Source organism: Geobacillus sp. LYN3, from assembly GCF_003064505.1.
Lineage (GTDB): Bacteria > Bacillota > Bacilli > Bacillales > Anoxybacillaceae > Parageobacillus_B > Parageobacillus_B toebii.
Window position 1 is genome coordinate 1 of the sequence record NZ_QCWL01000078.1, and the last position, 439, is coordinate 439.

Sequence of the window (439 nt, forward strand, 5' to 3'; positions counted from 1 at the left end):
TTTTTTTCTTCCAACCGTTGAAACTCAAGGGAAAACCGTGAGTGTGGAGGATAAACTTTTGACAATACCTATAGTTAGATGGGAGGTGAAAAAATGTATTTTTGTATCAAACAACAGCTAAATGGTTTGACCAAAGAAGAATACTTGACTCTTCGAGAACTGTGCCATATTGCCAAGAACATGTACAACGTCGGATTGTACAATGTCAGACTATACTATTTCGAACACAAGGAATTTCTTAATTATGAGAAAAACTATCATCTTGCAAAAACGAACGAAAACTATAAGCTGTTAAACAGCAACATGGCACAGCAAATTTTAAAAAAGGTTAATGAGGCTTTTAAATCTTTCTTTGGCTTAGTAAAACGGGTCTTCACCATTTTCTGTGATTTCTACTCAATCCTAGATACATGTTAGCTGGATGAAATAGGTTCATCAG

Annotated in this window: 1 pseudogene; it reads left to right on the forward strand. The window is 34.9% G+C overall.

Going from position 1 to position 439, the window contains the following annotated elements:
• Positions 1-93 precede the first annotated feature (93 nt).
• Positions 94-366: pseudogene (locus tag DCC82_RS18470) on the forward strand (RNA-guided endonuclease TnpB family protein); the annotation flags it as partial.
• Positions 367-439: the final 73 nt, after the last annotated feature.